General features: G+C 69.6%; 22 protein-coding genes and 1 tRNA gene. 10 read left to right on the top strand and 13 right to left on the bottom strand.

What is annotated here, in order from left to right; genetic code table 11:
- Positions 1-9 precede the first annotated feature (9 nt).
- Positions 10-999: a metallophosphoesterase gene (locus HUW46_RS24170; RefSeq protein ID WP_254126505.1), complete on the top strand. Its 990-nt coding sequence runs from the start codon at positions 10-12 to the stop codon at positions 997-999.
- Between the two features lie 9 nt (positions 1,000-1,008).
- Positions 1,009-1,082: transfer RNA gene (locus HUW46_RS24165), tRNA-Pro, on the top strand.
- Between the two features lie 230 nt (positions 1,083-1,312).
- Here the strand turns inward: HUW46_RS24165 and HUW46_RS24160 are convergent.
- On the bottom strand, positions 1,313-2,095 hold the full coding sequence (locus HUW46_RS24160; protein WP_215549440.1) for a class I SAM-dependent methyltransferase: 783 nt from the start codon (positions 2,093-2,095) through the stop codon (positions 1,313-1,315).
- Positions 2,096-2,153: 58 nt separating this feature from the next.
- On the opposite strand from HUW46_RS24160, the gene HUW46_RS24155 reads away from it, so the two are divergent.
- Positions 2,154-3,998, top strand: a complete 1,845-nt coding sequence (locus tag HUW46_RS24155) for a S9 family peptidase (RefSeq protein WP_215549439.1) — start codon at positions 2,154-2,156, stop codon at positions 3,996-3,998.
- Positions 3,999-4,320: 322 nt separating this feature from the next.
- Here HUW46_RS24155 and HUW46_RS24150 read toward each other — a convergent pair whose 3' ends face one another.
- The gene (locus HUW46_RS24150; protein WP_215549438.1) at positions 4,321-4,938 is read right to left on the bottom strand and encodes a TIGR03085 family metal-binding protein; all 618 of its coding nucleotides are present in this window, start codon (positions 4,936-4,938) and stop codon (positions 4,321-4,323) included.
- Positions 4,939-5,041: 103 nt separating this feature from the next.
- Between HUW46_RS24150 and HUW46_RS24145 the strand changes: the two genes are divergently transcribed.
- The gene (locus tag HUW46_RS24145) at positions 5,042-6,106 is read left to right on the top strand and encodes an NADH:flavin oxidoreductase/NADH oxidase (RefSeq protein ID WP_215549437.1); all 1,065 of its coding nucleotides are present in this window, start codon (positions 5,042-5,044) and stop codon (positions 6,104-6,106) included.
- Between the two features lie 189 nt (positions 6,107-6,295).
- Here the strand turns inward: HUW46_RS24145 and HUW46_RS24140 are convergent, their stop codons facing one another.
- On the bottom strand, positions 6,296-7,687 hold the full coding sequence (locus HUW46_RS24140; protein ID WP_215549436.1) for a glutamate decarboxylase: 1,392 nt from the start codon (positions 7,685-7,687) through the stop codon (positions 6,296-6,298).
- A 62-nt stretch (positions 7,688-7,749) separates the two neighbouring features.
- Between HUW46_RS24140 and HUW46_RS24135 the strand changes: the two genes are divergently transcribed.
- Positions 7,750-8,001, top strand: a complete 252-nt coding sequence (locus HUW46_RS24135) for an alpha/beta fold hydrolase (protein WP_215549435.1) — start codon at positions 7,750-7,752, stop codon at positions 7,999-8,001.
- 48 nt (positions 8,002-8,049) lie between these two features.
- Here HUW46_RS24135 and HUW46_RS24130 read toward each other — a convergent pair whose 3' ends face one another.
- From HUW46_RS24130 to HUW46_RS24120, 3 genes are all read right to left on the bottom strand, one after another.
- Positions 8,050-8,526 carry a Dps family protein gene (locus HUW46_RS24130; protein WP_215549434.1) on the bottom strand — a complete coding sequence of 159 codons (477 nt, stop codon included), beginning with the start codon at positions 8,524-8,526 and terminating at the stop codon, positions 8,050-8,052.
- A 28-nt stretch (positions 8,527-8,554) separates the two neighbouring features.
- Positions 8,555-8,980, bottom strand: a complete 426-nt coding sequence (locus HUW46_RS24125; protein WP_215549433.1) for an organic hydroperoxide resistance protein — start codon at positions 8,978-8,980, stop codon at positions 8,555-8,557.
- 127 nt (positions 8,981-9,107) lie between these two features.
- Positions 9,108-9,686: an NADPH-dependent FMN reductase gene (locus tag HUW46_RS24120; RefSeq protein WP_215549432.1), complete on the bottom strand. Its 579-nt coding sequence runs from the start codon at positions 9,684-9,686 to the stop codon at positions 9,108-9,110.
- Positions 9,687-9,800: 114 nt separating this feature from the next.
- Between HUW46_RS24120 and HUW46_RS24115 the strand changes: the two genes are divergently transcribed.
- Positions 9,801-10,853, top strand: a complete 1,053-nt coding sequence (locus HUW46_RS24115) for an alpha/beta hydrolase (protein ID WP_215549431.1) — start codon at positions 9,801-9,803, stop codon at positions 10,851-10,853.
- 89 nt (positions 10,854-10,942) lie between these two features.
- Here the strand turns inward: HUW46_RS24115 and HUW46_RS24110 are convergent, their stop codons facing one another.
- The 4 genes from HUW46_RS24110 to HUW46_RS24095 form a co-directional block, all read right to left on the bottom strand.
- Positions 10,943-11,497 (bottom strand): hypothetical protein, encoded by a 555-nt coding sequence (locus tag HUW46_RS24110; RefSeq protein WP_215549430.1) that lies wholly within the window; start codon positions 11,495-11,497, stop codon positions 10,943-10,945.
- A gap of 441 nt (positions 11,498-11,938) precedes the next feature.
- A complete protein-coding gene (locus tag HUW46_RS24105) occupies positions 11,939-13,381 on the bottom strand; it encodes a catalase (protein ID WP_215549429.1) in 1,443 nt (480 codons plus the stop codon).
- Positions 13,378-13,827 (bottom strand): Fur family transcriptional regulator, encoded by a 450-nt coding sequence (locus HUW46_RS24100; protein WP_215549428.1) that lies wholly within the window; start codon positions 13,825-13,827, stop codon positions 13,378-13,380. The genes HUW46_RS24105 and HUW46_RS24100 overlap by 4 nt, the downstream gene beginning before the upstream one ends.
- A gap of 59 nt (positions 13,828-13,886) precedes the next feature.
- A complete protein-coding gene (locus tag HUW46_RS24095) occupies positions 13,887-14,633 on the bottom strand; it encodes an SDR family NAD(P)-dependent oxidoreductase (RefSeq protein WP_254126504.1) in 747 nt (248 codons plus the stop codon).
- Positions 14,634-14,722: 89 nt separating this feature from the next.
- Between HUW46_RS24095 and HUW46_RS24090 the strand changes: the two genes are divergently transcribed.
- Entirely contained in the window at positions 14,723-15,898 is a 1,176-nt protein-coding gene (locus tag HUW46_RS24090; protein ID WP_254126502.1) for an MFS transporter, read from the top strand.
- Here the strand turns inward: HUW46_RS24090 and HUW46_RS24085 are convergent.
- Positions 15,895-16,278 (bottom strand): RidA family protein, encoded by a 384-nt coding sequence (locus tag HUW46_RS24085; protein ID WP_215549426.1) that lies wholly within the window; start codon positions 16,276-16,278, stop codon positions 15,895-15,897. The genes HUW46_RS24090 and HUW46_RS24085 overlap by 4 nt on opposite strands.
- 71 nt (positions 16,279-16,349) lie before the next feature.
- On the opposite strand from HUW46_RS24085, the gene HUW46_RS24080 reads away from it, so the two are divergent.
- Positions 16,350-17,222 (top strand): LysR family transcriptional regulator, encoded by an 873-nt coding sequence (locus HUW46_RS24080; protein ID WP_254126500.1) that lies wholly within the window; start codon positions 16,350-16,352, stop codon positions 17,220-17,222.
- Between the two features lie 425 nt (positions 17,223-17,647).
- On the opposite strand, the gene HUW46_RS24075 is transcribed toward HUW46_RS24080, so the two are convergent.
- Complete coding sequence (locus tag HUW46_RS24075) at positions 17,648-18,016, bottom strand: hypothetical protein (RefSeq protein WP_215549425.1); 369 nt, start codon at positions 18,014-18,016, stop codon at positions 17,648-17,650.
- 123 nt (positions 18,017-18,139) lie between these two features.
- Between HUW46_RS24075 and HUW46_RS24070 the strand changes: the two genes are divergently transcribed.
- The gene (locus HUW46_RS24070) at positions 18,140-18,667 is read left to right on the top strand and encodes a CHAP domain-containing protein (RefSeq protein WP_215549424.1); all 528 of its coding nucleotides are present in this window, start codon (positions 18,140-18,142) and stop codon (positions 18,665-18,667) included.
- 36 nt (positions 18,668-18,703) lie between these two features.
- On the opposite strand, the gene HUW46_RS24065 is transcribed toward HUW46_RS24070, so the two are convergent.
- Positions 18,704-19,894 (bottom strand): RtcB family protein, encoded by a 1,191-nt coding sequence (locus tag HUW46_RS24065; RefSeq protein WP_215549423.1) that lies wholly within the window; start codon positions 19,892-19,894, stop codon positions 18,704-18,706.
- Between the two features lie 146 nt (positions 19,895-20,040).
- On the opposite strand from HUW46_RS24065, the gene HUW46_RS24060 reads away from it, so the two are divergent.
- A complete protein-coding gene (locus HUW46_RS24060) occupies positions 20,041-21,540 on the top strand; it encodes a M48 family metalloprotease (protein WP_215549422.1) in 1,500 nt (499 codons plus the stop codon).
- Positions 21,541-21,551: the final 11 nt, after the last annotated feature.

Below are 21,551 nucleotides of genomic sequence, written 5' to 3'. Positions count from 1 at the left end.
CCTGAACGGGTGAGCACGGTAAGTGACAGGAAATCACCCAGGGCGAGGGCAGGTCGACTCGCACTGGGGACCGTCGCGCTCGGCGCGGCGACCATCGGTTACGCCGCCGGAATCGAGCGGCGACACTGGACGCTGCGGACCGCCGAACTACCCGTGCTGTCGCCAGGCGCCCGCCCGATCAAAGTGCTGCACGTCTCCGACCTGCACATGCTGCCCGGACAGCAGTCCAAGCAGCGCTGGGTCGCCGCGCTCGACCGGCTCGACCCCGACCTCGTCGTCAACACCGGCGACAACCTCGCGCACCGGCAAGCCGTACCCGCCGTCGTCCGCTCGCTCGGACCACTGCTCGACCGGCCCGGCGTGTTCATCTTCGGCAGCAACGACTACTACGCGCCCAAACCGAAGAACCCCGCGCGCTACCTGATGCCGCGCGGCAAGAAGAAGCGCATCCACGGCACGCACCTGCCGTGGCGCGACCTCCGCGCCGCACTCGTCGAACACGGCTGGCAGGACCTCACCCACGTCCGCCGCAACCTCAAAGCCGCGGGACAGACCGTGTTCGCCGCCGGCGTGGACGACCCGCACCTGCACCGCGACCGCTACACCGACATCTCCGGCACCGCCTCCCGCACCGCGGTACTGCGCCTCGGCATCACCCACTCGCCCGAGCCCCGCGTCCTCGACGCCTTCGCCTCCGACGGCTACGACCTCGTCCTCGCCGGGCACACCCACGGCGGCCAGCTCCGGCTCCCCGTGTTCGGCGCACTCGTCACCAACTGCGACCTCGACCGCTCCCGCGCCCGCGGCGCCTCCCGCTGGGGCTCCGACATGTGGCTGCACGTTTCCGCAGGTCTGGGCACCTCCCCGTACGCACCGCTCCGCTTCGCGTGCCCGCCGGAAGCCACCCTTCTCACCCTCGTCGCCCGCGACGCGCACGCACAGGCAAACCCCGTTCAACGCACCAAACGCCGTCCGCTAGACTCTCCATCGGCCCGTTAAGCAGTACCTCGGGGTGTGGCGCAGCTTGGTAGCGTGCCTCGTTCGGGTCGAGGAGGTCGTGGGTTCAAATCCCGCCACCCCGACGGAAGATCTGGAAGATCCCTGTCTGCGGAATGCGCAGACAGGGATCTTCTCGTATCAGCGCTTGGGGGCCGAGCCCCCAAACCCCCGCGGTGCGAGCTCCTCCACTTGACGGCCACTTGAGTTGAGATGTGACCAGCGCCAGCGCTGGTTCGTATGTGGGGGCTCGCCTTCGGCATCGCAGGTCACCTACATCGCGGGTGGGGCTCGCCTTCGGCATTGCGTAGGTGACCTACTTAGTCGCGAGTAACTCTGTCCAGGCTTGGGTGAAAGTGCCGGTTTTGGTTTTTTTCCAGGTCCAGGCGGAGCGGGCGGCGCTGGCCAGTTGGGCGTGGTCGCCTGGTGGGGTGTCGGGGTTGGTCAGGGCGGCGGCCAGGCGGGTTTCTATGTAGGTGGCCAGTTCTGGGTAGGTCATGTCTTGGCGGTGGCGGGTGTGGGTGGTGGTGACGGTGAAGCCTGCGGCTGCGACGTTGGCCGCTAAGTGCTTTCCGGCGTTCGGGTCGCCGCCTGCTCTGCGGCGTAGCAGGTAGTGGCCGCGTAGGGCGGCGGTGACGTTCGCGGTTTGGGGTTGGATTTTCGCTCGGCTCCAGTCGGAGGCCGCGACAGCGAGCGTGCCGCCTGGGGCCAGTACCCGGTGCAGCTCTCGCAGGGCGATTTCGGGGTGGGCCAAGTGTTCTATCAGGGCGTGGGCGAAGGCTGCGTCTACGCTTTCGTCCGGTAGGGGCAGGGCGTAGGCGGACGCGGTCAGGGTGTCCACTGTGGACATTTTGATTCGGGTGGTGGTGGCGCGGGTGAGTTTCGTCTGGCCGTGTTCGGTGTCGATCGCCACGATGTGACATCCAGCGACCGCGGTGGCGATGCCCGCGGTGATCGAGCCGGGGCCGCAGCCGAGGTCCAGAATCCGCATTCCGGGGCGCAGGCCGGGCAGCGCGAACGCGGCGCGCTCGGCGGCGCGTCGAGAAGACATCATCGACATCGCATCCGCCGCATAGCCCGGCGCGTACCCATCCCGCACGCAAGCAGAGTACGGGCGCCTCACCGAGGAGTGTGGTGAACCTGGCAGGATCGGGAAAGTGAACACGCAGCCTGCCGCCCAGCATCCGCCCGCCGTGGTCCCCGACCAGCTCTTCGAGGACGCCGAAGCAGAGACCCGGTGGCGCGCGCGGTTCCTCGCCCCGCGCGTTTCGACCCCGGACTGGGCGCTCGACGCGCCGTCCGCCAGCCTGTACGTGTCGAACGCGAGCGGGGTGTGGGAGGTCTACTCCTGGGACCGCGAGAGCGGCGAACACCGCCAGGTCACCGACCGGCCGAACGGCACGCTGCACGCGACGCTGTCCCCGGACGGGGAGTCCATCTGGTGGTTCTCCGACACCGACGGCGACGAGTTCGGGTCGTGGGTGCGGCAGCCCTTCGCGGGCGGTGGGGAGGCCAAGCCCGCGGTACCGGACGTGCACGACGGCTACCCCGCCGGGCTGGAGATCGGCCACCGGCTGGTGGCCGTCGGCGTGTCGACCGATGACGGCAGTGAACTGTTCTGCCACCGCGAGGGCAAGACCGAGCGGTTCTACGCGAACGAGGCGGACGCGGGCATCGCGTCGCTTTCACGGGACGAAAACCTGCTGGCGATCTCGCATTCCGAACACGGCGACTCGCGGCACCCCGCGGTCCGCGTCCTCGCCACCGCAGGCTTCGCCACCGTCGCCGAGAAATGGGACGGCGAGGGCAAGGGGCTCGACCCGCTGGAGTTCTCCCCCGTCGCGGGCGACGCGCGGCTCCTGCTGCTGCACGAGCGGCGGGGCCGCGAGGAACTGCTGCTGTGGGACGTCGAGGCGGACGCCGAGCGGGAAATCGAGCTGGACCTCCCCGGCGAGGTGTCGGCGACCTGGTACCCGAGCGCCGACGCGCTGCTCGTGGTGCACTTCCACGAGGGCGGCAGTTCGTTGCACCGCTACGACCTCGAATCCGGCGAACTGTCCTCTTTGGACACTCCGAGGGGCAGGATCGGCGGTGCGGGCGTCCGCCCGGACGGCGCCATCGAATACTCGTGGTCGAACGCGGCGAACCCGCCGGTGATCCGGACGAAGCGCGCCGGTGCCGAGGACGTCGTGCTGCTGACGCCGCCGGGAGAGGTCGCGCCCGGCTCGGCGCCGGTGACCGATGCGTTCGTCGACGGCGTCGGCGGGCGGATCCACGCGCTGGTTTCCCGGCCGGATGGCGCACCCGACGGCCCGCTGCCAACGCTGTTCAGCTTGCACGGCGGGCCGCACGCGTCGGACGAAGACCGGTTCTCCGCCTACCGCGCGGCCTGGCTCGACGCCGGTTTCGCGGTGGTGGAGGTCAACTACCGGGGATCGACCGGATACGGCTCCGCGTGGCGCGACGCGATCGAAGGCAGGCCCGGCCTTACCGAACTAGAAGACGTGGCGGCGGTGCACGACTGGGCCGTCCAAAGTGGACTCGCCGATCCGGCTAAGTGCGTGGTGAACGGCGCTTCGTGGGGCGGGTACCTCTCGCTGCTCGCGATGGGCACGCAACCGGGCCGCTGGACAGCCGGTGTCGCGGGCGTGCCGGTGGCCGACTACATCGCGGCCTACGAGGACGAGATGGAGCAGTTGCGTGCCTTCGACCGCGCGCTGTTCGGCGGCTCGCCGGAGGACGTGCCCGCGGTGTACCGCGAATGCTCGCCGCTGACCTACGTGGACGCCGTCGCCGCGCCGGTGCTCGTGCTCGCCGGCGACAACGACCCCCGGTGCCCGATCCGGCAGATCGAGAACTACCTCGATCGCCTCGCCGCCCGCGAAGTGCGCTACGAGTTCTACCGGTACGACGCCGGCCACGGCTCCCTGGTGATCGCCGAAACTCTGAAGCAGGTCGCGGCGGAGATCCACTTCGCGCAGCGGGCAGTCGGCCTGCGCTGACCGTTTCCGCGACCCGCGCCGTCCGGTGGCCTTGGATGCCCCGAAAGTGGCTTTCGGGGCATCCAGCGCCGCGAAAGCCACTTTCGGGGCACACCCGCGTCGAACGCCTGCCAGGCCCCGCTGCTGAACCGATCCCGAAGCTCCCTCTCCGCTCGGAACGGCATCGCTCACCTGCGAAAACGTGGTTGTCCACACCGGGGACAGGTTGTGGACAACCCTGTTGAAAACCCGGCCACCCCCACACCACGCGGTAGAGTGGAGCGGGGCCGGCCCCCAGGGAACGGGTGGGGGCTGGGGTTATGGCGGCGGGGAAAGTGCGTGGTCAGAGGCCGCGTTTGACGGTGGCCAGCACGGATTCGTCGCCTTCGAAGCGCACGCGGACGGCGTCTCGGCCGAAGGCGTAGAGCAGGAGTTCCAGCGGGTCGCCGATGACCTTGACCACCGGGGTACCTTGCTTCGCGGTGATTTCCTTGCCGGACGGGGTCGCCAGCACCACGCCGACCGGGGACTTCCGCAGCATCGCCTTGGCGCCGCGCGTCACCGCGGCCAGTGCCGCCCGGTCCCGTGCGGGATCCGCTGGCCGCGGCTCCCAGCCGGGTTGCGCCCGGCGCAGGTCCTCGTGGTGCACGAGGTATTCGGCGCTGTTGACCAGCTGGTCGACCACACCGAGCGACATCGGCGAAAACCGCGGCGGCCCGGCGCGGACCAGGTTCACCAGCTCGGCCCAGTCCTTCCGCTCGTAACTCGCCTGCACCCGGTTCGTGTGCCCGGCGAGCGCGGGCACCAGGATCCCCGGCGCGGCATCGGGGCGCCGTTCGCGGATCACGAGATGCGCGGCGAGGTGGCGGGCCTGCCAGCCCTCGCACAACGTCGGCACATCCGGTCCGAGTTCGTCGAACAGCGAGCACAACGCCGATCGCTCGTCACTGGCAACACTCATGACCGCGCTCCCTCGCCTCGGGTCACCGCTCACGCTACTTGCCGGTAACCGGCGGCGCCACCAGCGGGGAAGACACCGCCCGTGACCGGCGTTGCACTCTCGTGTGAGCCGACTCTTCGAACCGTTCAGCGTGCGCGACCTGACCATCCCCAACCGGGTCTGGGTGTCCCCGATGTGCCAGTACTCCTCGGTCGACGGGCTGCCGAACGACTGGCACCTCATGCACCTCGGCCAGTTCGCCGCGGGCGGGGCCGGGCTCGTCATGACTGAAGCCAGCGCGGTGGTTCCCGAGGGCAGGATCAGCCCGCAGGACGCCGGGATCTGGAACGACGAGCAAGCGCGCGCGTGGCTCCGCGTCACCGACTTCGTGCACGCGCAGGACTCCGCCGCGGGCATGCAGCTCGCGCACGCGGGCCGCAAGGGATCCACCTACCGGCCGTGGGACGGCAAGCGCACCACGGTGCCGCCGGAAGAAGGCGGCTGGCGTGCCGTCGGCCCCGACGACCGCGCGTTCGGCGACTACGACCCGCCGAGGCCGCTCACCGAGGAGGAAATCGGCCTCCTGCCCGGCCAGTTCGCCGCGGCGGCGCGCAGGGCCGTCGACGCCGGGTTCGACCTCGTCGAACTCCACTTCGCGCACGGCTACCTCGTGCACGAGTTCTATTCACCGCTGTCGAACGAACGCACCGACCGCTACGGCGGCGATTTCGCCGGACGCACCAGGCTCGCGGTCGAAATCGCCGAGGCGGTGCGGACGGAACTGGGCGACCGCGTTCCCCTGTTCGCGCGACTGTCCTCTTCGGACTGGGACGACGACGGGTGGACGATCGAGGACACCGTGCGCCTCGCCGGCACGCTCCACGAGCACGGCGTCGACCTCATCGACGCCTCGTCCGGCGGGAACACGCCGCATCCGAAGATCCCGCTCGGCCCCGGGTACCAGGTGCCCTTCGCCGAACGCGTGCGCGCCGAGACCGGCATCCCCACCGCCGCGGTCGGCATGATCACCGAACCTGAGCAGGCCGAGAAGATCGTCGCCTCCGGAGCCGCCGACGCCGTGTTCCTCGCCAGGGCGCTGCTGCGCGACCCGCACTGGCCGTTGCGCGCCGCGAGCGAACTGGGCGCCGACATCCGCTGGGTCGACCAGTACGCCAGGGCAACAGCCTAGGGCCTGTATCGAAGCGGCGTAGCCACTTGAGTGGGCCGTCAACTCGCACCGCCGCGGGTTCTCAGGTGGTTCCCCGCGAGGACAGCTTCACCGTGGTGACCTGGCGGTCATGAGGTGGAGATCCCGGAGTGAGGGGCCGCCTGAGGTTCCGCCACCCGCACCGCCACGCAAAGCACTTCGAAACAGTCTCTAGTGGTGGAAGCCGGTGCTGGTGGCTGGGTCGTGCGCGGGCTTCGGCTGCTTTTCGAGTTCGCCGACCACCCGTGACAGATCCGCCAGCAGCAAGTCCGCGAGATCGTGGGTGAACCCGTTGCGCACCACGATCCGCAGCACCGCCAGATCGGTGCGGTTTTCCGGGAACGTGTACGCGGGCACCTGCCAGCCGCGTTCCCGAAGCCGTTGCGACACATCGAAGACGCTGAACGCGGTCACGTCGTCCGCCGTGGTGACCGCGAAGACCGGCAGTTGATCGCCCCGGGTCAGCAACCGGAACGGGCCCAGTTCCCCGATCTGGTCGGCGAGCGAGGTCGCGACGTCCCGTGACGCCTGCTGGACCGCGCGATAGCCCTCGCGGCCCAGCCGCACGAACGTGTAGTACTGCGCCGCGACCTCGGCACCCGGTCGCGAGAAGTTCAGCGCGAACGTCGGCAGGTCGCCGCCGAGGTAGTTGACGTTGAACACCAGCTCCGACGGCAGCGCGGCGGCGTCGCGCCAGATCACCCAGCCGACACCGGGGTAGACGAGGCCGTACTTGTGGCCGGAGGTGTTGATCGACGCGACGCGCGGCAACCGGAAGTCCCACACCAGGTCCTCGTCGAGGAACGGCGCGATCATCGCGCCCGACGCGCCGTCGACGTGCACCGGGACGTCGGGGCCGCCGCCCGCGGCGAGTTCGTCGAGCGCCGCGGTGATCTCCGCGACGGGCTCGTAGCTGCCGTCGAAGGTCGACCCGAGTATCGCGACCACCCCGATCGTGTTCTCGTCGCAGTGCGCGACGGCCTGTTCGGCGCCGAGGTGGAAGCGCTCGCCTTCCATCGGCACCAGCCGCGGTTCGACTTCCCAGTACTCGCAGAACTTCTCCCAACAGACCTGCACGTTCGCGCCCATCACCAGATTCGGGCGGCCGGAGCGGCCGAGCTTCGACCAGCGGCGTTTGAGCGCCATCCCGGCGAGCATGCACGCTTCCGACGACCCAGTCGTCGAGCAGCCCATCACCGCGCCGGGATCCGGTGCGTGCCACAGATCGGCGAGCATCGTGACGCACCGCTGCTCGAGTTCCGCGGTCTGCGGGTACTCGTCCTTGTCGATCATGTTCTTGTCGACGCATTCCGCCATCAGCTCGCGCGCCTGCGGCTCCATCCACGTCGTGACGAACGTGGCGAGGTTCAGCCGCGCGTTGCCGTCGAGCATCAGCTCGTCGCGCACGAGCTGCAGCGCGGTGTCCGGCGGCAGGGCGTCGTCGCGGAACCGGACGTGCGGCAGGCTCAGCCCGGCCGCGAGTGCCGGATTCGCCCCGCCGTGCAACGGATTGCTCCCACCCGCACGGGATGGGCGAGAAGTCTTTCCCTTGTGCAGCACCATGATCGGAGCCTACGGCGGAAGACCCGCCCGCGCTCGCGGGAAATCGGGGAGGATACCGCGGCATGACCGATCTCCCCGTGCGCCGGTTCATAGCTCGCGACGGCTTCGCACCGGCCTACCGCGAAATCGGCGCCGGGCGGCCACTCGTACTGCTCCACGGTTTCACCGCCGACGGGTCGCAATGGCTCGACCACGGTCCCGCCGCCGCGCTCGCCGAAGCCCTGCCGAACGCGCGGTTCGCGCGGGTGCCCGGTGACCACTTCACCGCGCTCGCCTCACCCGAGTTCGCGGCGGCGGTGCTGGACTACGTTTAGCCCGCGAAAGGGCCCGCCCCGGAAACGGGACGGGCCTCTTCGCGCGGCTCAGGCCTGCTGCGCCTGCCACATCCAGTGCGCCTTTTCGAGTTCCTGCGTGATCTCGATCAGCAGGTCCTGCGTCACCAGGTCGCTCTTGTCGGTCTCGTCGATCCGGTCGCGCAGCCGCCCGATGAGCGCGGCCAGGATGTCCACGATCGCGGCGACGGTGGCTTCGACCGACTGCCAGTTGTCCGGGTATTCGGGCACGCCGGAGCTTTCGACGACGGTCTTCGCCTTGCCGTTGGGCGAAACCCCGATCGCGTTCGCGCGCTCGGCCACCTCGTCGGTGTACTGCCGCGCGGTCGAAACGAGCTCGTCGAGCTGCAGGTGCGCGCTGCGGAAGTTCGTGCCGACGACATTCCAGTGCGCCTGCTTCGCGATCAGCGAAAGGTCGACGAGGTCGACCAGCGTCGCCTGCAACGCGTTCCCGGTGATTTCCTTGTCGCTCTCGGAAAGCGGGCTCTTTATGGGTGAGTTGGCCATGGTGGTGCTCCTCTCGTCAGTACGGGTTTCAGGTGGTGGCGGTGACCTTGACGACGATGTTGCCGCGGGTCGCGTTGGAGTACGGGCACACCTGGTGCGCCTGCGCGACCAGTTCGTCCGCCTTGCCCTGCTCCATCCCGGTGAGCTTGGTGTCCAGGTGCACGGTGAGCGCGAACTTGCCCTCGTCGGTCTTGCCGATGCCGACCTCCGCGGTCACCTCGGAGTCGCCGACGTCGGCCTTCGCCTGCTTCGCGACCAACCGCAGCGCGCTGTGGAAGCACGCGGCGTAGCCCGCGGCGAAGAGCTGCTCGGGGTTGGTGAACTCGCCACCGGGGCCGCCCATCTCCTTGGGCGTGCTCAACTTCTCGTCGATCACCCCGTCGGAGGACGTCACCTCGCCGTTTCGGCCGTCTCCGCGAGCGGTCGCCACCGCGGTGTACATCGGGTCAGCCATCGTGTGCCCTCCTCGTTTCGACCGGCTTCGCCAGCCTCTCACCAGGAACAACAACGCGCATGCGGAGATCAGTGCCCGCGCATGACCGTTTTCACGACGGGGAATACCCGGCGGCGCCGCCGCCGAATCAGCCGGCGGCGCGGTGTGCCGCGGCGAACTCGGCGACCTGCCTGCCGATGAGCCGCAACGTGCGGACGACCTTCTCGTCGGAGGCGCCGCCCGCTTCGTCGAACTTCACCTCGGCCGAGTTGACCGCGCCGCCGAGCGGGGTCGGCCAGCCGCGCAACGCGTGCGTGATCGTGCGGAGCTGGTCGAGCGTGGTGACCGCGGCCTGCCAGCCGAACGCGACCGCGGCCAGCCCGACGGCGCGGCCGTCGAGGTACGGGCGCCGGTCGGGGCGCAGATCCTCCACGTAGTCCAGCGCGTTCTTCACCAGCCCGGACAACGCGCCGTGGTAGCCGGGTGAGACCACGATGACGCCGTCGGCGGCCCTGATCGCTTCGATCAGCCGCACGGCTTCGGCCGAACGGTCGAGCACGGCCGTGTCGTAGAACGGCAGCTGCAGGTCGGGGCCGGTGATGACGGTCGTCGTCGCGCCCGCTTCCTCGGCGCCGGCGAGCGCGATGCGCAGCGCCCGTTCCGATTGGGAGCCCTCGCGCAGTGAGCCGCCGATGCCGAGCACGTTGATCGCCGCAGTCGAAGTCACGTTCCCGAGGCTAGACGCTCGACCTAACTGGAGGACCAGGATTTGGGACGGATAGCCCGGTCACAGTTGAACCGTGAACTTACCGAGCAGTAACCTCGGGCGGAAGGAGGGCCGATGTCGATACCGCTCCAGATCCGCGCCCAGTCCGCGGCGACCCAGCTGCTCTACGCGCTGCCCCGCTCCGTCCGGCGGGCGATCGCCGGGAGACCCGTCCGCCTCGACGGGCAGGAGCTGGCGCTCGACGCGCAGTTGCTGCTCCGGCTCCAGCGGCTGTCCGGGACCAGCCTGGTGGCCGGTGACGCCGTGTCGTCCCGCGTCGCATTGGACGGTTCGCGGCACCTCGTCAGCGGGCCGGTGATCGAGCCGGTCGGCACCCGCGAGCTGACGATCCCCGGCGACCTGCCCGCGACCCTGTACACCCCGCTCGGCCTGCCGGAACCGTCCGGCCTGCTGGTCTTCTACCACGGCGGCGGGTTCGTGATCGGCTCCCGCAAGAGCCACGACAACACCGCGCGCTTCCTCGCGCAGCGCGCGGGCGTCAGGGTGCTGTCGATCGAGTACCGGCTCGCCCCCGAGCACGTGTTCCCCGCGGCGGCCGACGACGCCGTCGCGGCGTTCGACTACGCGCACGCGAAAGCCGCGGAGCTGGGCGCGGACCCGGCGCGGATCGCGGTCGGCGGGGACAGCGCGGGCGGCAACCTGGCCGCGGTGACCGCGCTCGTGACGACCCGCCGAGGCGGACCCGCGCCCGCGTTCCAGCTGCTGTTCTACCCGACCACGGACTCCTCGGTGCGCAGGCGTTCGCGCGAGCTGTTCGGCGACGGCTTCTTCCTCACCGACGAGCACATGACCTGGTTCATCGACCACTACGCGCCCGAAGACAGCGTCGACCGGAGCGACATCCGCATCTCACCGCTGCTGGCCGAGGACCTGAGCGGGCTACCGCCCGCCTACGTCGCCACCGCGGGCTTCGACCCGTTGCGCGACGAGGGCGAGGCCTACGCGCGGCGGCTCAAGGACGCGGGAGTCCGCACGGCGCTGAGCCGCCAGGAGGACCTCATCCACGGCTACGCGAACTTCCTCGGCGTCGGACGGCGTTTCCGCGAGGCGGTCGCGGAAGCGGCCGGCGCGCTCCGGCTCGGGCTCAGCATTCCCGCCGGGAATTGACGGCGACTATTCCGGAAATGGGAGAGCCGGGATCCGGCGCGGCCATCGCCACGCCGGATCCCGGTTCCCCCCGATTCACTGGGTTTCGGTTACGGCTTCGGCAACGGCACCGGCAAGCCGGGCGTCGGCACGCCGGGCACTCCCGGCACTCCCGGCACGGGCAGTGGCGGGAGCCCGCCACCGAGGAGGCCTGCCAGCAGGCCCGTCACCGACGTCAGCAGGTTCGTGAGCAGGTTGCTCACGATGTCGAGCGGCGGCGGCAGCTTCGGCAGCGAGGGCACCGGCGGCAACTGCCTCGGTGTGGTGCCCGGATCGGCGAGCACCCTGCTCGTCTCCACGCCCTGGCTCTCCGCGACCGCGGCGGTGTTCTGCTGCTCGGCCTGGATGCTGTAGCGCTTACCCGCGGCGAAGTCGGCCAGCATCGGGTTCAGCTTGTCCAGCGTGCCGCGGGTGGCCGCGACGTCACCGGCGTAGGCCACCTTGGTCAGTCCGTCCCGCAGCTGGAGCACCTGCGCGGCGGCCGCCTGGGTGCTGGTGGAGCCGTGGCCGTCGGCCACACCCGCCGAAGCGACACCACCCGAGGCCACCGCCAGCAAGCTGCCGACGGCTAGCACGGCAATCGAGCGGGCAATTTTGCTTTTCATTTTCCTACCTCCCGGCCTCCAAAGACCTGACCGGTTAATCGATACCAACCGTGTCGAAGAATCACCACTCGATCACCGGGAAGTGCTTATTTCTAACCCTTACGTGCCGAATTTGTTTCGCCACCGCACCCCCGCAAATGGTGAACGCGAAAGCGGCCGCACTCGCTCAAAGGATCATGAAACTTGTCCACTGTGGACACGACGGGTGACCGGTTCACCCGATCGGACGCCCGCGGTGCCCCGGATGGCTGCATTGGCGCTCGGCGGCCCATGATCACCCCGCCGTGCCGCGTGTCGCGCTGGCCACCGCGCGGCGTGTCCCACCACGAACGCGACGCCACCCACACACGTCACGGCCGCACCAGCGATCCGCACGACAACGACACTACGAACGCGGCCCGGCGAGCGCTGCTCGCCGGGCCGTCACCTCGTGGTGGGAGCCTACTTCTCGAAGGCCTTGGCGACCTTGTCGCCGAGGTTCTTGTCGACGTTGCGCCAGTACTCGAACACGCGCTCCAGCACGGGCCGGGAGACGTCGTTGGAGGCGTGACCGATGATGTTGTTCGCCAGCCTGTCGCGCGCGGCGTCGTCGAGGACCTCGCGGACCAGCGTGCCCGGCTGGCCGAAGTCGTCGTCCTCGGCGTGCGGCTTGTACGCCGTGCGGAGCACCTCACCGGTCGCGCCGTAGGCCGACGCGGTTTCACCGGCCAGTGCGGCGTCGGCGTGCGGGCCGCCGTAGGAGTTCGGCGCGTACACCGGGTCGCCCGGGTTGCGGTAGCGCATCGCGCCGTCCTTGGAGTAGCTGTTCACCTCGGACTTGGCGGCGTTGACCGGCAGCTGGGTGTAGTTCGGGCCGATCCGGTAGCGGTGCGCGTCCGGGTAGGCGAACAGGCGGCCGAGCAGCATCTTGTCCGGCGACGGGCCGATGCCCGGCACCAGGTTGGCCGGCTCGAACGCGGCCTGCTCGATCTCGGCGAAGTAGTTCGACGGGTTGCGGTTCAGGGTGTACTTGCCGACCTTGATCAGCGGGTAGTCGCCCTGCGGCCACACCTTGGTCAGGTCGAACGGGTTGAACCGGTAGTCCGCCGCGTCGTCGTGCGGCATCACCTGGACGTAGAGCGTCCACGACGGGTGCTCGCCCGCCTTGATGCTGTTGTAGAGGTCGGCGAGGTGGTGATCGCGCGAGGATCCGGCGAGCGCGTCGGCGTCGGCCTGGGTCAGGAACTCGATGCCCTGGTCGGTCTTGAAGTGGTACTTGACCCAGAACTTCTCGCCGCCCGCGTTCTCCCACAGGTAGGTGTGCGAGCCGTAGCCGTTCATGTGGCGCCAGGTCTTCGGGATGCCGCGGTCGCCCATCAGCCAGGTCACCTGGTGCGCCGATTCCGGCCGCAGGGTCCAGAAATCCCATTGCATGTCGTGGTCGTGCAGGTGGTTGTCCGCACGGCGCTTCTGGGAGTGGATGAAGTCGGGGAACTTGATCGGGTCGCGGATGAAGAACACCGGCGTGTTGTTGCCGACCAGGTCGTAGTTGCCCTGCGAGGTGTAGAACTTCACCGCGAAGCCGCGCGGGTCGCGCACGGTGTCGGGGAAGCCGAGCTCGCCCGCGACGGTGGAGAACCGGATCAGGCTGTCGGTCTTCGCACCGGGCTGGAACAGCGCCGCTTTCGTGTACTGGCTGACGTCCTCGGTGACCTCGAGGAAGCCGAACGCGCCACCGCCCTTGGCGTGCACCACGCGCTCGGGCACCCGCTCGCGGTTGAACTGCGCGTTCTTCTCGATGAGGTAGTGGTCCTGGAGCAGGATGGGGCCGTTGGCACCCAGCGTCAGCGAGTCGTTGTCGCTGGCGACGGGGATGCCCACGTTGTTCGTGGTCGGCTTGGTCACGCCGATCCCTCCTCGTGGTGGTTGTTGTTCGCGCATTCGGGACACAGGCCCCAGAAGACGACCTCCGCCTCGTCGATCCGGAACCCGGCGGTGTTCGAAGGTTCCAGGCAGGGCGCCGACCCGTGCACGCAGTCGACGTCCTCGGTGCGGCCGCAGGCGCGGCACACCAGGTGGTGGTGGTTGTCCCCGGTTCGTGTCTCGAACCTGGCCGGGTGCCCGGCAGGTTCGATGCGCCGCACCAGGTCGACGGCGGCGCACGCACCCAGCACGTCGTAGACGGTCTGGGTGGACACCGAGCCCAGCCGCTCGCGCACCCCGGCCGCGACCTGGTCGGCGGTGGTGTGCGGGTGGCCGGAAAGCCATTCGAGCACCGCGAGCCTCGGGGCGGTGATCCGCAGACCGGCCGCCTTCAGGCTCCCTCGAACGAACTCCTCCTGGTGTGGCATGGCATCGCCAGCCTGCCGCCTTTTCTGGAATCAGTCAAGAAAAGCCCCCCGGTCGGGTGTCAGACTCCGTAGCCGCCATCGACGTCGAGCGACTGGCCGGTGATGAACCCGGCGCGGTCGGAGGCGAGGAAGCACACCGCTTCGGCGATGTCGGCGGCGCGCCCGAAGCGGCGGAGCGGGATGTTGCGGCGGGTGATCTCCAGCGCCTCCTTGGAAAGGTCGCCGGATTCGATCAGCCGGATCGCCGTGCCGTCGTTGATCATGCCGGGGCCGACGCTGTTCGCGCGCACGCCGAACCGGCCCTCCTCCGCCGCGATCCCGCGCACCACGGCTTCCACCGCGGCCTTCGGCGCCGCGGACAGCCCGTCGCGGACCGGGAAGCGCCGGTTCGCGGCCGTCGTGACCGCGACCAGCGACCCCTTGCTCTCGCGCAGGGTGGGCAGTGCGTGGCGGACCAGGGTGAAGAACCCGGCGGCGTCGGCGACGATCTGCCCGCGAAACGCGCTCGGTTCGACCCGGCTCAGGTGGACCATGGGCACGTGCGGCCCGGACGCGTAGACGACCGTGTGCAGGGCGCCGACCTCGGCGAGCACGGCCGCGGTCCGCTCCTCGTCGGCGAGGTCGAGCTGGTGCGCCGTGGTTCCCGGCACCTCGTCGGCCAGCTTCGCCGCGCCGTCGGCGTTGCGCAGGTAGGTGAAGGCCACCCGCGCACCGCGGGCGGCGAGCATGCGCACGATCTCGGCGCCGAGTCCGCCGCTTCCCCCGGTGACGAGCGCGGATCCGGGTCGCTTCGCGAAGTCGTCCATATGCCGCATTCTTTCGCGCGGTTGTGTCTTCGGTCCCGGCGGCGCAAAAGAAGTTGCACGCGCGTACCAAGTTCCGCTCTCATCGTGGTGTGTCGTACCGCCGCGTTCTCGCCATCCCGGACGTGCGCTTCTCGTTGGTGCTGCTGTTCTTCGCCAGGCTTCCCGGTACGGCGATGGGTCTCTCGCTGACGCTGCACATCGTGAGCACGCTCGGCCGCGGGTACGGGGCGGCAGGGCTGGTGGGCACCGCGACCACGATCGGCAGCGCGCTCGGCGCGCCCGCGGTGGGCCGCCTCATCGACCGGTACGGCCTGCGCCCGGTGGTCGCGCTGTGCACCATCGCCTCGACGGCGTACTGGGTCAGCGCCCCGCACCTGCCGTACGCGGTGCTGCTCGTGGTCGCGTTGCCCGCCGGAATGCTCGCGGTACCGGCGAGTTCCATCGGACGCCAGATCCTCACCGCGCTCGTGCCGCCCGATCGGCGGCGCGCCGCGTTCTCCCTCGACACGGTCGCCGTCGAGGCGTCGTTCATGCTCGGCCCCGCCGGGGCGATCGTGCTGAGCACCCAGTTCTCCAGCACGGTCGCGCTCACCACGATCGGCTGCTGCTTCGCCGTGGTCGGCTCGCTCCTCTACCTGTGGAACCCGCCGATCCGGCACGAGGACGAAGTCGCGCACGGGCACGCGCGCCCGCCGCTGCGGAGCTGGCTCGGCGCCCCGCTGGCGGGCACGCTGCTGGTCGCGGCAGCCGCGGTGTTCGTGCTCGCCGGGATGGAGCTGGCACTGGTCGCGGCGCTGCGGGAAACGGATTCGGTCGCCTGGACCGGGTTGGCGTACGCGGTGATCTGCGCGGCCTCACTCATCGGCGGGCTCATCCACGGGGCCGCACGGCGCTCGCTGAGCCAGCTCACCCTGATGCTGCTGCTCGCCGGGCTGATGATCCCGGTGGCGCTGCTGGTGCACCCGTGGTGGCTGCTCTCGCTGGCGCTGGTGCCCGCGAACCTGGCCTGCGCGCCGACGATCGCGGCGACGAGCGAAAGCGTCAGCAAGCTGGCGCCAGCCGAGGTGCGCGGTGAAGCGATGGGGTTGCAGGACGCGGCGCAGAAGTTCGGCCTGGCGCTGGGAAATCCGGTGATCGGGTTCGTGCTCGACCACTCGTCGTCGGCGTGGGGTTTCGCCGCCGCCGGGATCGGCGGGTTCGCGTTCGCCGCGGCCGCGACGGTGCTGATCCGCGTCCGGTCCCGCGCACCGCAGGCGGTCCGCTAGCGCCGTCGCGCGTACACCTCGATCTCGATCTTCATCCGGGGATCGGCGAGGCCGCACACGAGCATCGTCGCGGCGGGGCGGACCGGGCCGAACCGGCCGCGCAGCACCGGCCAGCAGGGCTCGAAGTCGTCGCGGTCCGGGAACAGGTAGCGCACGCGGACGACGTCGGCGAACGTGCTGCCCGCTTCGGTGAGCGCCGATTCGATGTTCTCCAGGCACTGTTCCGCCTGCGCCACGACGTCGTCGGAAATGGTCATCGTCGAGTAGTCGAAGCCGGTCGTACCGGACACGTGGACCCAGTCGCCGTCGACGACGGCCCTGGCGTACCCGATCTGCTCTTCGAAGGTCGATCCGCTGAGGATCGCGCGTCGTTCGGTCACGGTGCGACGGTAGGTTCCCGCTTTTGATACGTCCAATACTTCTTCTGCGGCATTTTGATATCTCTGACGGTATGGACTTGCCCTTGGCTCAGCTGCGCGCGTTCGTCGTGGTCGCCGAAGAACTCCACTTCGGGCGTGCCGCGAACCGGCTCGGGATCGCGCAGCCGCCGTTGAGTCAGCAGATCCGCAGGCTGGAAGAGCGGGTGGGGCACGCGCTGTTCGACAGGGCGCCGGTCGCGCTCACCGCGGCAGGCGCGGAACTGCTCCCCGTCGCGGTGAGGGTGCTCGACGATCTCGCGGAGGGGCTCGCGGCCGCGCGCGCCGTCGGAAGCGGCAATGCGGGGCGGATCCGGATCGGGTTCGCCGCGTCGCTCGCGCTCACCGTGGTGCCCGGTCTGCTGCATGCCTTTCGCACGCGGTTTCCGGGCGTGGCGTTGGAGATGCGCGAGATGACGACTTCGCCTCAACTCGCGGCACTGGCCGAAGGCCGCATCGACGTCGGTTTGGTGCGAGAACCGCCGGAGGACGGTCCGCCGCTGTCGTTCCGGACCGTGGCGGTGGAAGGGTTCGTGGCGGTGTTGCCGTCGCGGCATCCGCTCGCGGCGCGGCGCGTGGTCGACATCGCCGATCTGGCGGACGACCCGTTCGTGCTGTTGCCGCGCGCGGATGGTCCGGGCTTGCACGACCGGATCGTCGGCCTGTGCGAAACCGCCGGTTTCACGCCGCGGATCGCGCAGCGCGCGGTGGAATGGCAGACGGTCTGCGCACTCGTCGAAGCGGGCCTCGGCGTTTCGCTGGCACCGGCGGGCATTCGCCGCATCCGATTGTCCGGTGTCGCTTTCCGCCCGGTGCGGCCGCGCTCGGCGAGCACGACCGTCGCCGCCGCGTGGCGCCACGACGACCGGAACCCGTTGGTCGCGCACTTCCTGGAAGCACTCGGCTGAGTTGTCCACACCGGCCCGCCCCTGTGGACAACTCGATCTTCCCGGCCGATTCCCCTCCAGGAGCCGGTAGACTGGGCTGGGGACGCCCCCCAGGGATCGGGCGGGGGATGCACTCTTATTAGGGGCAGATTCGAACCTCACCGCGAAGTGCTCCATCGCGGGTTGACACTCCCGGCAGAGGATCTTCGGGGAATTAAGGGCCGCGTCTTCCGTCCGAGATGTCGTTGCGGGGGTCGAGTTTCGGGCACTCAGTGCCGTCATGGTGGCTTCACGGCATACCGCCGTGGCGCCTCCCGCAGGGATCCCGTCGCGAAGGCCGCGTTTGGGGCACTCAGTGCCGCCCAAGTGGCCATCAGGGACTTTGCCCCGCCCCGCACGCCCCGGAACCACGACATCCCGCACGCACCAGCACTGCGGGGCTTCCGTCAGAGGCAGACTTTTCGTAGCTGGTCCAGGCGTTGCAGGTTGCGCTGGACCCATTTTCCCAGCACCCCGAGGTCTTCGATGTGCTCCTTCTGCACTTCCACGTAGCCGTCGGCCATCGTGAACAGGGCCTTCTTGACGTCGCTGTCCTGCACGTTGGTGCCCAGCTCGCGGAGCCGGTGCACCTTGTCCTCGGCGCGCGCCTTCAGCTTTTCCGGGTCGGGGTTCAGGTCGGCGAGCCCGATCGCCTCCGCGCAGGCGCTCACCTTGTCGGTGGTGCCGCTGACCTTGTCCACCGCGGAATCGACCTCCGAGCACCCCGCGAAGAGCAGGCAGCAGGCCAGTCCGGCGGCGAGGTACCCCAGTTTCATGCGGCGATCGTACCGGTAGACGCAGATTCACCTATTGCTCAAACATATGGTTAATGTGCAACATATAACCGCTCCTGGGGACGCGGCCGTGCCGCACGGCCGAACCACGGCAGAAGGAGACCGATGAAACTCGCCAGGACACTCGTGATCGGCGCGCTGTCCGCCGCCAGCGTCGCCGTCGCGACACCAGGAGCCATCGCACAACCGGCGAGCGTGCGCGACGACATCGCGAAGCTCGCCAACGGTGAAATCGGCACGGGCGAGAACCCGCCCGGCAGCAACTGCACCCCGTACGGGCCGTGCGAATCCTGGTGCGCGCACTTCGCCACCTGGGCCTGGCGCAAGGCCGGGATCGACATCCCCAACTACGGTTTCACCGGCGACATCTACACCTGGGGAAAGCAGAAAGGCCGCGCGCACGCGACCGACACGGGGATGCACACCGGTGACATCGTCCTGTACGGCACCGGACCGTCCAGTGTGGACACAAGTGTGCACACTGGAATCGTCGTGGCCGCCTCCGGCGGGAAGATCACCACGGTGGAAGGGAATTCCGGTGACGAGGTGAGCAAGCACGGCCCGTTCGACCCTCAGCACGCGGAAGCGGCGGGACGTCCCGCGGACATCTACGGCTGGGTTTCCGCGGCCTGAACCGGTGCCGGGCCCGTCGAAAACGGGGCCCGGCATTCAGCCCTTCACGCAGACGACCTGCTTGAGGTGCGCGACCACCTCGACCAGATCCGTCTGCGCTTCGATCACGGTGCGGATGTCCTTGTACGCGGCCGGGATCTCGTCCACCACACCGGCGTCCTTGCGGCATTCGACGCCTTCGGTCTGCGCCGCGAGATCCACCGAGGTGAACATCTTCTTCGCCTTCGTCCGCGACATCCGGCGGCCCGCGCCGTGCGACGCGGAGTGGAACGCGCTTTCGTTGCCGAGTCCGCGCACGATGTACGAGCCGGTGCCCATGCTGCCCGGGATGATGCCGAGGTCCCCGTTGCCCGCGCGGATCGCGCCCTTGCGCGTCACCAGCACGTCCACGCCGTCGTAGGTCTCTTCGGCGACATAATTATGGTGGCAGCTGATCGCGTCGTCGAAGCGGACGCCGGGCACGGTTTCGGCGAGCGCCCGCTTCACCAGCGCGACCATGGTGGCGCGGTTGCGGGCCGCGTAGTCCTGCGCCCAGAACAGGTCCCTGCGGTACGCCGCCATTTCCGGCGTGCCCGCGACGAACACCGCGAGGTCCCGATCCGGCAGGTCCGCGTTGTGCGGCAGCTTCCGCGCGACACCGATGTGCCGCTCCGCCAGCTCCTTGCCGATGTTGCGCGAGCCGGAGTGCAGCATCAGCCACACGCGGCCCTCGTCGGCGCCGCCCTGCTCCAGGCACACCTCGATGAAGTGGTTCCCGCCGCCGAGGCTGCCGACCTGCAGGTGCGCGCGCTTGCGGAGGTCCTGCACGCCGGGGTGCAGATCGCCGAAGGCGCCCCAAAACTCGGCCCAGCCGCCGACGCCGTGCACGACCGCGGTGTTGACCGGGTTCTTGTGCAGCCCGAACCCGACCGGGACCGCGGCCTCGATCCTGCCGCGCAGCGCGCCGAGATCGTCGGGGAGGTCCTTCGCGGTCAGCGACGTGCGGACCGCGCTCATCCCGCAGCCGATGTCGACGCCGACCGCGGCGGGCGAAACGGCATCGCGCATCGCGATCACGCTGCCGACCGTCGCGCCCTTGCCGTAGTGGACGTCCGGCATCACCGCGACGCCGTGCACCCACGGCAGGTTGGCGACGTTGCGCAGTTGCCGCATGGCGGCCTCTTCGACCGACTGCGGGTCCGCCCACATCCGGATCGGCACGCGGGCGCCTGCTACTGCCGTGTACATGGCTTCCTTCTCTCCAGTGGTTCGGCGTTCCCCGGAAGCATCCGGCAAAGGTCGCGGTCCGGACAACACGATTTCGGATCACCGCCGGACGTGGCACACTCTTCCCGGCGTCGGGGAACGCTTTCTGGGGAGGAACTTCGTTCGTCATGCGTCTGCCCGTTCGCGCCCTGACCGCGGTCGCGCTGCTCGCCGGGTTCCCGGTGCTCGTGCTCGCGATCATCGCCGGTCTCGTCGTGCTCGAAATCGAGGCGGCGAGCCACGCCTACGTCACCGCGATCAAGATCGGTTTCTTCGCGGTGCCCGCGTCGATCGTCCTGCTCAAAGGCCTTGGCACGCTGGCGAAGCCGCCGGAGAACGCGCCTGACGGGCTCAAGCTCACCGAGGCGGCTCAGCCGGAGCTGTGGGCGTTCGTCGGCGGGCTCGCGGACGTCGCGGGAACGCGGCCACCGGACGAGATCTACCTCGTTTCCGGAGTCGAAGCGGCGGTCAACGAAGAGACCACGCTGTTCGGGCTGCGGTCGAAAAGCCGTCGGCTGTTCATCGGCGCGCCGCTGCTGGCCGGGCTGCGCGAGGACCAGCTCGCCGCGGTCCTGACCCACGAACTCGGCCACTACGGCAACCGCGACACCAGGCTCAGCGGGATCACCTACCGGGGAAGGCGCTCGATCACCGCGACCATTTCCTCTTTGGACAGTGGGAAACTGTTCCAGCGCTTGCTGAAGTTCGTGTTCCGCCACTACGCGAAGCTGTACTTCCTGGTGTCCAACGCGGTGTGCCGCAGGCAGGAGCGCGCCGCGGACGAGGCGAGCGCCCGCGCCGCCGGATCCGCGGCCGCGGCGAGCGCGCTGCGCGAGGTCGCCGCGATCGACGCGTCGTGGGACCACTTCCTGTCCAGCTACGCCGTGCTGGGCTGGCAATCGGGTTATCTGCCGTCGGACGTTTTCGGCGGCTACACCGCGCTGCGCACCGAAAACCAGGACATGCTGGAGGAAATCCGCGAAAACCCGCCCGCGGTTTCTTCGCGCTACGACACGCATCCGCCACTCGCCGCCAGGGTGGCCGCGGTGGAACGGCTCGGCCTGCCGCCCGTGATCGAGCACGGCACCAGGCCCGCCACCGCACTGCTCCGCGAGCACGCCGCCACGCTCGACGCCGCGCTCCTCACCGGCCTTGTCCCCGAGGCCGCAACGAAGGAACGCGCCGACTGGGCGACCGTGGTCAACCTCGGCTGTCGCGCGGAAACCGTGCCCGGCGTGCTCGAATCGCTCGACGCGGCAGCGAAGGTCATCGGGGGCGAAGGCACGGTGCGCACCTACCTCGACGCGCTCGAAGCGGGCCATCTCGCGGAGCTGTCCACGACCACCGCCGAGCCCAGCGCGAGCGCGGGTCCCCTGGCCCGCCGCGAGTTCGTTCGCGACGACGTCCGAAAAGGACTGTCCACTGTGGTCAACGTGGCGCTGGCGGACGCCGGGGCGGCGCGCTGGAACCTGTCCTGGACCGGGCCCGCGACCTTCACCGTCGACCCGCCGCACGCCGACGGTCTCGACGCGCTCATCGACGACGCGGTGGCCGACGAACCACGCACCGCGGGCCTGCGCGACCGGTTGAAGCACGCCGGTGCCGACCTCGACCAGCGCCCACGTTGAAGCGGGCGCGG

Source organism: Amycolatopsis sp. CA-230715, assembly GCF_018736145.1.
GTDB lineage: Bacteria > Actinomycetota > Actinomycetes > Mycobacteriales > Pseudonocardiaceae > Amycolatopsis.
Note: the sequence above shows the minus strand (reverse complement) of the source record. Positions and strands in the feature narration are given on the sequence as shown.